Origin of the sequence: Methylobacterium sp. P1-11, from assembly GCF_008329595.1 — a bacterium.
GTDB lineage: Bacteria > Pseudomonadota > Alphaproteobacteria > Rhizobiales > Beijerinckiaceae > Methylobacterium.
The window spans coordinates 30,944-41,341 of record NZ_NPKS01000026.1 but is presented as its reverse complement, the minus strand read 5'-3'; the positions used below and the strand labels follow the sequence as shown (position 1 = coordinate 41,341).

11 protein-coding genes are annotated in these 10,398 nt (G+C 72.7%); 10 read left to right on the top strand and 1 reads right to left on the bottom strand.

Translation table 11 applies throughout. From position 1 onward, the window contains the following. Positions 1–151: 151 nt before the first annotated feature. Entirely contained in the window at positions 152–1,684 is a 1,533-nt protein-coding gene (locus CIW48_RS23275) for a sensor domain-containing diguanylate cyclase (RefSeq protein ID WP_149312868.1), read from the top strand. A 208-nt stretch (positions 1,685–1,892) separates the two neighbouring features. Next, positions 1,893–2,138, top strand: a complete 246-nt coding sequence (locus tag CIW48_RS23270; protein ID WP_149312867.1) for a PilZ domain-containing protein — start codon at positions 1,893–1,895, stop codon at positions 2,136–2,138. 121 nt (positions 2,139–2,259) lie between these two features. On the opposite strand, the gene CIW48_RS23265 is transcribed toward CIW48_RS23270, so the two are convergent. Beyond that, the gene (locus CIW48_RS23265) at positions 2,260–2,988 is read right to left on the bottom strand and encodes a GntR family transcriptional regulator (RefSeq protein ID WP_149312866.1); all 729 of its coding nucleotides are present in this window, start codon (positions 2,986–2,988) and stop codon (positions 2,260–2,262) included. A 176-nt stretch (positions 2,989–3,164) separates the two neighbouring features. Here CIW48_RS23265 and CIW48_RS23260 point away from each other — a divergent pair, with 176 nt between their 5' ends. Genes CIW48_RS23260 through CIW48_RS23225 form a run of 8 tightly spaced genes read left to right on the top strand, consistent with a single transcriptional unit; the run spans position 3,165 to position 10,352 of the window. Continuing rightward, a complete protein-coding gene (locus CIW48_RS23260) occupies positions 3,165–3,914 on the top strand; it encodes an aspartate/glutamate racemase family protein (protein ID WP_246695388.1) in 750 nt (249 codons plus the stop codon). After that, entirely contained in the window at positions 3,911–5,011 is a 1,101-nt protein-coding gene (locus tag CIW48_RS23255) for an ABC transporter ATP-binding protein (protein ID WP_149312865.1), read from the top strand. The genes CIW48_RS23260 and CIW48_RS23255 overlap by 4 nt, the downstream gene beginning before the upstream one ends. A 52-nt stretch (positions 5,012–5,063) precedes the next feature. Next, positions 5,064–6,107 carry an ABC transporter substrate-binding protein gene (locus CIW48_RS23250; protein ID WP_091787327.1) on the top strand — a complete coding sequence of 348 codons (1,044 nt, stop codon included), beginning with the start codon at positions 5,064–5,066 and terminating at the stop codon, positions 6,105–6,107. After that, positions 6,104–7,009: an ABC transporter permease gene (locus CIW48_RS23245; RefSeq protein WP_149312864.1), complete on the top strand. Its 906-nt coding sequence runs from the start codon at positions 6,104–6,106 to the stop codon at positions 7,007–7,009. Before CIW48_RS23250 ends, CIW48_RS23245 begins: the two co-directional genes overlap by 4 nt. 7 nt (positions 7,010–7,016) lie before the next feature. Continuing rightward, on the top strand, positions 7,017–7,835 hold the full coding sequence (locus CIW48_RS23240) for an ABC transporter permease (RefSeq protein ID WP_149312863.1): 819 nt from the start codon (positions 7,017–7,019) through the stop codon (positions 7,833–7,835). Positions 7,836–7,852: 17 nt separating this feature from the next. Then, positions 7,853–8,605 (top strand): aspartate/glutamate racemase family protein, encoded by a 753-nt coding sequence (locus tag CIW48_RS23235; protein ID WP_149312862.1) that lies wholly within the window; start codon positions 7,853–7,855, stop codon positions 8,603–8,605. Beyond that, positions 8,602–10,023, top strand: a complete 1,422-nt coding sequence (locus tag CIW48_RS23230; RefSeq protein ID WP_149312861.1) for an amidase — start codon at positions 8,602–8,604, stop codon at positions 10,021–10,023. Before CIW48_RS23235 ends, CIW48_RS23230 begins: the two co-directional genes overlap by 4 nt. After that, complete coding sequence (locus CIW48_RS23225; RefSeq protein ID WP_149312860.1) at positions 10,020–10,352, top strand: hydroxyisourate hydrolase; 333 nt, start codon at positions 10,020–10,022, stop codon at positions 10,350–10,352. Before CIW48_RS23230 ends, CIW48_RS23225 begins: the two co-directional genes overlap by 4 nt. The last annotated feature ends 46 nt before the right edge of the window (positions 10,353–10,398 follow it).

Sequence of the window (10,398 nt, the reverse complement as noted above, 5' to 3'; positions counted from 1 at the left end):
CGACCGCCCGACGCCGCCGTGCCCTGCATCCCGGTATGCATCTGCCCCCCCGCGATGCATACCGGGCAGCGCCGCCCGGGCCCGCGCGAAAGCGGCGGTTAAGGCTCGGCGTGCCAGATCGTGGCAACGAAGCGCCGTCCGCGGAGGTCCGATGAACGTCTGGCGGCGCGTCGCCCCGTGGCTCGGCTCGGCCCGCACCTGGATCGTCCTCGGGATCCTGGCCCCGCTGGGCATGGTCGTGACGTCCGGCCTGATGCTGGCCGACCTGCGCCGCGACGCCTGGACCAGCGCGGAGCAGACCTCCTGGAACCTCCTGCAGGTCCTTGAGCGCGATATCGCGCGCAACATCGAGATGTACGATCTCTCGATCCACGCGGCGGTCGATAACCTGAAGGTGCCGGGCCTGGCCGAGGCCGACCCGCGCCTACGCCAGCTCATCCTGTTCGACCGCGCCGCGACCGCCCGCGACATGGGCGTGATGCTGATCCTGGACGAGCGGGGTGACGCCGTCGGCGACATCGCGGCCGTCCCGCCGCGCCCGGGCAACTACGCGGATCGCGAATACTTCCAGGTCCACCGGGCAAGCACCGGGCTCGGCCTCCATGTCGGGCGCCCGATCGTGTCGCGGCTCAACGGAGAGCGGATGCTCCCGTTCAGCCGCCGCATCGACAGGCCCGACGGCAGCTTCGGCGGCGTGGTCCTGGGCACCGTGAAGCTGTCCTACTTCACGCACCTGTTCAGCGAGATCGATCTCGGACCGGGCGGGGCCATCAACCTGTACCTGACCGACGGCACCCGCCTGATGCGCTACCCCTATGTGGAGGCCGATCTGGGGGCGAATATCGGGCAGACCGCGATCTTCAAACGGTTCCTGCGCGAGGGGCGCGGCAACTTCGTCAGCACCTCCGTGCGCGACGGCGTCAAGCGAAACTACACGTTTACGCGGATCGAAACCCTGCCGCTGATCCTGAACATCGCCCTGTCCACCAAGGACGTGGAGGCGGAGTGGGCCGCGAAGGCGACGATCATCGGCGGCATCGTGCTGGCGCTGTGCGGCCTCACGATCGCGCTGTCGCTCCTGTTCGGCCGGGAGCTGCGCCGGCGGGAGGCGATGCGGGCCGAGATGGCCGCGCTGTCGCGCACCGACGCCCTGACCGGCCTGCCGAACCGCCGCTGCTTCGAGGATGCCCTCCGGCGAAACCTGGACGCGGCCCGGCGCGACGGCCACCCCCTTTCGCTGCTCATCGTCGACGCGGACCATTTCAAGCGGTTCAACGACCGCTACGGGCACCCGGTGGGCGACGCGATCCTGCAGGGCTTGGCGCGCTGCCTGGCCACGAGCGTGCACCGCCCCCAGGATCTCGTCAGCCGCATCGGCGGCGAGGAATTCGCCCTGCTCCTGCCCGAAACGGACGAGGCCGGCGCTCTGCGCATCGCGGACGTGGTCCATGCCGAAGTGTCGAAGCTGACCGTCGCAGCGGCGGGGATCGGGGCAGGCGTCGTGACTGTGAGCATCGGGCTCGCCTGCGTGCGACCGAGCGGCGACCGGAGCACGCCCCTGCCAGACCCGTACCGCTTGGCGGACGGCGCCCTGTATGAGGCCAAGAACGGCGGTCGCAATCAGACCCGCAGCGTCGCGCCGCCGCCGCCACTGGGAGCCCTGCAGCTGGTGCGGACGTCCTGACCCGCGCGCCGGCGCGCTTTCACGAAGTTTTTTGACGGAATCGACACGAAATCCGTGATTTCCTGGACCGGATGGCAAACGGCACGCGGAGAGCCGGAGGCCGTCGCGCCGGGACGACGCGGGTGGAGATCGACCATCCGTGGCTCGGACCGGCGAAGAGCGGGTGGATTCCGGAGCGATCCGGTCCCGCAACCATAGGGTCACGAGGATGGAAGACAGACGCGCGGCGCCCCGCAGACGGACCCTTCTCGAGGGTCGCATCGAACTCGCCGGCGGCGGCGTGATCGACTGCACGATCCGCAACATGTCGGATTGCGGCGCCCGCCTGAAGGTGGTCAGCGTGATCGGCGTGCCCGACGCGTTCGTGCTGGCCTACGGAGCCGGCCAGCGCCGGGCGGCACGCATCGCGTGGCGGCAGGAGACCGAACTCGGGGTCGCGTTCGGCGACGCCTGACAGGCCGGGACTGCGAGCCGAGGCTTCCACGCCCACCCGTGTTGAGGGGCGGATCGGATGGGCGTGGAAGGCCAGCGCCCGGCTGGTGCGCCATCGATGCGACGACAGGGTTAACGTTTCCTTACCGGCCCGCAGGGTCCGCGCGCCGGGCCTGAAGCGTCTCGGCGATCACCACGCCGGTCCGCAGCACGTGGCGATGGGCGATGGCCCCGGCCTCGGCGGCGTTGCGTGCGGCGAGGGCCTCGAACAGATCCCGGTGTTCCCGGGCGGATTCCTCCCAGCGGCTTCCGCTGGAGAGCGCGCGCAGGCGGGCCCACTGGGCCCGGGCCTGCAGCGGCGCGTGCGCTTCCGCCAGCGGACGGTTATGGGCGGCCGTGACGATCGTCCGGTGAATCTCCTGATTGAGGGCGAAATAGGCGTCGAGCACCTGGTCCCGGTGCATGCGGTCGAGCTGCGCCTGCTTCCCGCGCAGGGCGTCCATCAGCGCTTCGGAGATCCGCGGCGCCGCGAGTTCCGCGGTGAGGCGCTCGATGCCGGCCAGGGCCTCGAACAGTTCGAGGATCTCCTCCGGCGTCCAGTCCGGGACGCGGGCGCTGCGATTCGGGTGCAGATCGACCAGCCCTTCCGCCGCCAGGAGCTTGAGGGCTTCCCGCAGCGGAGTCCGCGAGACCCCGAGCGCGACCGACAGGTCCGTCTCCACGAGCGTCGCGCCCGCCGGCAGCACGCCGCGGACGATCATGTCCTTGAGCCGAACCGCCGCCTGCTCGTGCAGTCCGGTCCGGGGCACCTGCGCGGCCGGGACGACCAGGGCCTTGCGGGGCCGCCCCCGGCTTCGTGCGACGACGTCCATCGATCCTCCCGCTCCACCGCGCCAGCCTAGCGCGTCCGTCCGCACGATCGATGATCCATTTTTCGGCCGCTTGCGCTGTCTTATCATGCATTTGCGCAAATTGCATGCAACATGCAGAAAATCCCTTGTCGCACACGCCAGCCTGTCGGATGCTCCGCCTGTCGGGGAAGGATGCGATGGACCGATCGAACCGCACGACGCGTCTGGGCATGCTGACGCCCTCGTCGAACAGTGTCCTTGAGCCGGCCACCGCCCATCTGCTCGCCGGCTGCGCGGGCGTGAGCGCCCATTTCGCCCGCTTCCGCGTGACGGAGATCGGCCTGTCGGCGGCCGCTCTGGACCAGTTCGACCCCGAGCCGATCCTGGCGGCGGCCGAGTTGCTCGCCGATGCCCGCGTGGCCGCGATCCTGTGGAACGGTACCTCCGGCGCCTGGCTCGGCTTCGCGGCGGACGAGCGCCTGAGCGCCGCGATCACCGACCGGACCGGGTGCCCGGCCTCCACCGCCGCGCTCGCCTTCCGCGACCTGTTCCGCGCCCGGGGTTACGGGCGGATCGGTCTCGTCACGCCCTATACCGGAGACGTCCAGCGCCGGATCCAGGCCAATTGGGGGGCGGCCGGGTTCGACTGCGGCGCCGAGCGCCATCTCGGCCTGTCGGAGAACTTCGCCTTCGCGGAGGCCGGTCCCGAGGCGATCGCCGGCATGGTCCGGGCGGTGGCGGCCGAGGGTGTCGACGCGGTGGCAATCGTCTGCACGAACCTCGCGGGCGCCGCGCTCGCCCCGGCCCTGGAGGCCGAACTCGGCGTGCCGGTGATCGATTCGGTGACCGTCACCCTGTGGAAGGGCCTCGACCTCGCGGGCTGCCCGACCACGCATCTCGCCGCCCATGGCCGCGCCTTCGCGGCGGACGGGGAGGGCCGTCCGTGAGCGCCGGGACCACCCTGATCCTCGACGGGATCACCCAGCGCTACGGGACTGCGCTCGCCGTCGACACCGTGACCCTCGACATCAGGGGCGGGGAGCTGGTCGCGCTGCTCGGGCCCTCGGGCTGCGGCAAGACCACCCTGCTGCGGGCGGTGGCGGGTTTCCTGAAGCCCACGGAGGGGCGCGTCATCATCGGCGGCCAGGCGGTCGACCATCTGCCGCCGAATCGGCGCACCGTCGGCATCGTGTTCCAGAACTACGCCCTGTTCCCCCACATGAGCGTCGCCGACAACGTCGCCTACGGCCTCGCGGCCCGGGGCGTCGGGCGGGCCGAGCAGAAGGCGCGGGTGGCCGAGATGCTGGCGCTGGTGCGGCTGGAGCACCTCGCCGGACGCTTCCCGCGGGAGATGTCGGGCGGCCAGCAGCAGCGCGTGGCGCTCGCCCGGGCGCTCGCCGTGCGGCCCTCGATCCTGCTCCTCGACGAGCCCTTCGCGGCCCTCGACAAGAACCTGCGCCTCGACATGCAGATCGAGATCAAGCGCATCCAGCGCAGCGCCGGCACAACCACGCTGATCGTCACGCACGACCAGGAGGAGGCCCTGTCGATGGCCGACCGGGTCGCCGTGCTCAATGCCGGCCGCCTGGAGCAGTTCGCCCCCCCGACCGACGTCTACGACCGTCCCGAGACGCTGTTCGTCAACACCTTCGTGGGCACGGCCAATGTCCTGCACGGCCGGCTCGCGACCGAGCCGGGCGGCGCCCGCGTCGTTGCGCTGGAAGCCGGCGGCCTGCTCCCGGCCGCCACGACCCTGCCGGACGGGACGCGGGTGGCGGCCTGCCTGCGGCCCGAACACGTCGCCTTCGCGGAGGACGGTCCCGGCGCCGAGAGGGGTATCGGGGGCGGACTCGACGGCGTGGTCGAGATCGGCCTGCCGCTCGGCGCCACCCTGGTCCACGAGATCCGCCTCGACGGCGGCGCCCGCCTCAAGACCGCCGAGGCCCGGGCCGCGGGCGCCCGGCCCCGGCCACCCGGCACCCGCGTGCGCCTGCGCCCGACCGCGCCGGAGCGGGTCAGCGTCTTCCCCGATCCCCGCCATTGAGGCCGAGCCCACCGAGGCCGAGCCCGTCGACATCGAGCCAGGAGAGCCGACCATGACCCTGCACCGCCGCAGCCTCCTCGCCGGCGCCCTGACCCTGGGCGCCGCCCAGGCCTTCCCGGGCCTGTCCCACGCGCAGGCGCGCAAGCTCGTCTTCGCGACCTTCACGGGCAGCTGGGAGGAGGCCCACCGGGCGGTGCTGGTGCCGGCCTTCCGCAAGAGTTCGGGCGGCGACGTCATCCTCGATCCGATGCTCTCGGTCGACCAGATCGCCAAGGTCCAGGCCGCCCGCGCCAACCCGCCGATCGACGTGATGCTGCACGATCCGGGCCCCGCCCTCACGGCCATCGCCCAGGACCTCGTCGAGCCCTATCCGGTGGCCCAATCGGCCCATTACGGCGACCTGATCGCGGACGCGCAGGAGCCGATGGGCCCGGCGCCGTTCTTCCAGATCGTCGGCCTGACCTACAACCCCGAGAAGGTGAAGACCCCGCCGACCTCCTGGGCCGACCTGTGGAAGCCCGAATTCAAGGGCCGGGTCGGCATCACCAACCTCAACTCGACCCTGGGCACCGGCTTCCTCGTGGAGATCGCCCGGATGCACGGCGGCTCGGAGACGAATATCGAGCCCGGCTTCAAGGCGCTGGAGGCACTCAAGCCGAACCTCGCCGCCGTCGCGGCCAATCCGGGTGCCCTGGCGGCCCTCTATCAGCAGGAGCAGGTCGATATCGGGCCGGGCAATTTCAACGCGATCCAAATCCTGAAGGCCCGGGGCGTGCCGGTGGAGTTCGCGGCGCCCAAGGAGGGCATCATCGCCTTCAAGACGACGATCCACATCGTCAAGAACACGCCCGTGAAGGAGCTGGCCTTCAAGCTGATCGAGGCCGCCCTGTCGCCGGAGGTGCAGGCCAAGCTGATGCAGAGCCCCTACCTGATCGTGCCGACCAACCGGAAGGTGGCGATCGAGGGCGAGGTCGCGAAGGTCCTGGCGAAGGACGCCGACGAGCTGAAGCGCAAATCGGTGTTCCAGGACTGGGCCGCGATCAACCGCAGCCGGGCGGCCTGGATCGAGCGCTTCAACCGCGAGATCCGGGTGTGAGCGCCGGCCCGGCCATGGCGGCGGCAGGCGCGGTCGCGGCGCCCCTGCGCCCGGGCCGCGCCTGGACGGCGGCCTACGACATCCGGCTCGCGCTGCCGCTCGGGGGCTTCTTCCTCGTCTTCTTCCTGGCGCCGCTGGCGCTGCTGGTGCTGGTGAGCTTCTACGCCGATCCGGGCATGACCCGGTTCGGCCTCGACCAATACGCCCGGTTCCTGCTCGACCCGTTCTCCTTAAGGGTGCTCGGCGCGACCCTGTGGCTCGGCGTCGAGGTCACGGCGCTCACCCTCCTGCTCGGTCTGCCGCTCGCGCTGCTCCTGACCTGGGCGCCCGGCCGGCTGCGCGGCCTGCTGACCCTGATCGTGCTGCTGCCGCTGCTGACAAGCGTGGTGGTGCGGACCTTCGCGTGGATCGTGATCCTGGGGCGCCAGGGCATCGTCAATGCCGGCCTCCTGGCGCTCGGCCTCACCGACACGCCGCTGAAGCTGCTCTACACCGAGGGCGGCCTCGTCCTGGCGCTGGCGCAGGTGCAGATGCCCCTGATGGTCCTACCGCTGGTCACCGCCCTGTCGCGGATCGACCCGAACCTCGCCGATGCCTCGGCGGCTCTGGGGGCGGGGGCGTGGCGCACCTTCCTCCGGGTGACCCTGCCGCTCTGCCTGCCCGGGATCGTGGCCGGCTGCCTGCTGACCTTCGCGGCGGCGATCACCGCCTTCATCACCCAGTCGCTGATCGGCGGCGGGCAGATGCTGTTCATGCCCATGTACCTGTACCAGCAGGCCTCCTCGCTCAACAACTGGCCGTTCGCGGCGGCGATCGCGATCGTCTTCCTCGTGGCGGTGCTCGCCTGCGTCACGCTCCTCAACCTCGTGGGCCGCCTGTCGCGCGGCCGCGCGCAAGCCTGAGGTCACCATGCGGACGCGGCTGCGGCGCGATCTCGACTGGTTCAGTTTCCACGGCACCGTGCTGCTGCTCGCCGGGCTCTGCCTCGTCCTGCTGGCGGCGCCGACCGTGATCGTCGTGGTGGTCTCGTTCACCAGCGGCTTCTCCCTGCGCTTCCCGCCGCCCGGCTATTCCCTGCGCTGGTACGCGGCCCTGGCGGAGGCCGAGCAGCTCCGGGCGGCCGCCTGGAACAGCCTCGTGGTGGCCGGCTGGACGACCCTCCTGTCGGTGGTGCTGGGCACCGCGGCGGCGCTCGCCATCGCCCGGTCGCCGCTCCTCTCCACGCGGCTTCTCGATAGCCTGTTCCTGTCGCCCCTCGTCCTGCCCGCCCTGGCCTTCGGGCTCGCCGCCCTGATGCTGTTCAGCCTCGCCGGAATCCCGGTCTCGCCGCTGACCCTGATCCTCGGCCATACCGTGGTCTGCGTGCCCTTCGTGGTCCGCACCACCGTGGCGGCCCTGTCGCAGATGGACCCGGTGCTCCTCGAGAGCTCGACCTCGCTCGGCGCCTCGCGCCTCACCACGTTCCGCCGGGTGACCCTGCCGCTGATCCGGCCGGGGATCCTGGCCGGGGGCTTCATCGCCTTCATGGCGAGCTTCGACAACGTCCCGGTCTCGCTGTTCCTGCGCGACGCCGCCACCGACATGCTGCCGATCCGGATGTGGCAGGATCTGGAAGGCCGCCTCGACGTCACGGTGGCGGCGGCCTCCAGCCTGCTGATCCTGGCGACCGTGGTGCTGGCCGTCGTGATGGAGCGGGCCGCCGGCCTGTCCCGCCGGATGGCCGGCTGAGCGCCCGGAGCCTCTGCATGCGGATCCTGCTCCTCAACCCCAACACCTCGGCGGCGATGACCGAGCGCATGGCGCGGGCGGCCGAGGCGGCGCTCGCCCCCGACGCGCGGATCACCGCGCTCACCGCCAAGACGGGCCTGCCCTACATCGCGAGCCGGGCCGAGGCGCAGCTCGCCGGGGCGGCGGTGCTGGAGACGCTGGCCGCGCACCATTCCGGCCACGACGCGGCGGTGATCGCGGCCTACGGCGATCCCGGGCTGATCGCGGCGCGCGAGCTGTTCGACCTGCCGGTGGTCGGCATGGCCGAGGCGGCGATGCTGAGTGCCTGCCAGCTCGGGGCGCGGTTCGCGGTCGTCACCTTCGCGCCCGCCCTGCTGCCCTGGTACGAGGATGCGGTGGCCCTGGCCGGCCTGTCGGCGCGCTGCGCGGGCCTCTACGCCGTGCGCCGGCCGTTCCAGGCGGTCACCGCGGTGCAGGAGGAGCTGCGGCCCGACATCCTGGCCCTGGCCGAGCGGGCGGTCGGGGAGGGGGCCGACGTCGTGATCCTGGCCGGCGCGCCGCTCGCCGGCCTCGCCACGACGCTGCGGGACTCGGTGCCGGTCCCGCTGGTCGACCCGCTGGCGGCCGCCCTGGGCCAAGCGCAGGCGCTGGTGCAGCTCGGGACGCGGCCACCCCGGGCCGGACGCTTCGCCCGGCCGCCCGCGAAACCGGCCACGGGCCTGAGCGGGCCGCTCGCCCGCTGGATCGCGCACCGCGAGGACGAGTCATGACCCGGATCGATGCGGCGGGCCCGCTCTGGACCCTCTCGGCCACGGCCCTGTGCCGCCGCTACGCCGCAGGGACCGCGAGCCCCGTGACGGCCGCCCGCGCCTGCCTGGATCGGGCCGAGGCCGTGAACCCCGCGCTCAACGCCCTCGTGGCCGTCGATCCCGAGGGCGCGGAGCGCGCCGCCGCGGCGAGCGCGGCGCGCTGGCGGGCCGGGAGACCGCTCGGCCCCCTCGACGGCGTGCCGGTGACCGTCAAGGACAGCCTGAACGTCGCCGGGTTCGCGACCGGCTGGGGCAGCCGGCTCTACGCGGGGCAGGGCGCGGACCGGGACGAGACGCCGGTGGCCCGCCTGCGCGCGGCCGGGGCGGTGATCCTGGGCAAGACCAACGTCCCGGAACTGACCGTCCAGGGCTACACCGGCAACCCCGTCTCCGGGGTCACCCGCAACCCCTGGGACCCGGCCTTGACGCCGGGGGGCTCCAGCGGCGGCGCCGTCGCGGCGGTGGCTTCCGGGATCGGGCCCCTGGCGCTCGGGACCGACGCGGGCGGCTCGATCCGCCGCCCCGCCTCCCATACTGGACTCGTCGGCCTGAAACCCACCGCCGGCCGGGTGCCGCGCACCGGCGGGCTGCCGCCGATCATGCTCGACCTCGAGGTGGTCGGGCCGATGGCGCGCACGGTCGACGACCTCGCGGCGGCGATGCGGATCCTCGGGGCGGCCGATCCCGGTTCGGTCGCGCCGAACGGCTTCGGCCCGTTCGGGACCGCCGCCGTGCCGGAACGCCCGCTGCGGATCCTCACCGTCCCCACCTTCGGGACGGCCCCGGTCGATCCCGAGATCGCCGACAGCGTCGCCGAGGCGGCCGGCCGCCTCGCCGGCCTCGGCCACCGGGTCGAGACCGGCCGCTTCGACGCGGCGCGGGCCATCACGGAGGCCTGGCCGATCCTCGGCCAGGCCGGCATCGCCTGGCTGATGCGGGCGCATCCGGGCCGGCACGACGATCTGGGCGCCGACATCCGTGCGCTGGCGGAGGCCGGCGCGGTCCTGTCGGCGGCCGATTTGTTCGCGGTGCAGCGGATGGCGCTGGCGCTCCGCCAGGATCTCGCCGCCCTGTTCGCCGACCACGACCTGCTGATGACCCCCACGGCCGCGGCGCTGCCCTGGCGGGCGGAGGACACCCATCCGGCTCACATCGCCGGGGTGCCGGTTGGACCCCGCGGCTCGGCGACCTTCACGGGCTTCGTCAACGCCGCGGGCTGCCCGGGGATCTCGATCCCCTGCCGCCCCTCGGGCGCCGGGCTGCCGATCGGCTTCCAGCTCGTGGCGCCCTGGGGGGGCGACGAGACCCTGGTGGCGATGGCGGCGGCCTACGAGGCGGCCCATCCCTGGCGGATGGTCTGGGAGGGCAGGGCGCCGTGACCGGCCTGTCGCTCCACGCCGTCGACGCCGCCACCGGCCGGCCGGCCGAGGGGATGCGCGTGCGCGTCCTGAGGGCCGGGTCCCGGCGGCGGGTGATCGCCGAGGGGCGGCTCGGGGCGGACGGGACGCTCGATCATCCGATCGTGCGTACGCGGCTTGCCGCCGGCCTCTACGAGGTCGTGTTCGCGATCGGGGACTTCGTCGGGGCGTCCGGGGAGGGGTTCCTGGAGGAGGCCGCGATCCGCTTCCGGATCGCCGACCCGGACGGCCATTGCCACCTGCCGCTGAAATTCACCGCCTTCGGCGTCGCCCTGTTCCGCGGCTGCTGAGCCGAGGAACGCGGTTCTCGGGCCCGGCACGGTGGTTGCCGGCGGG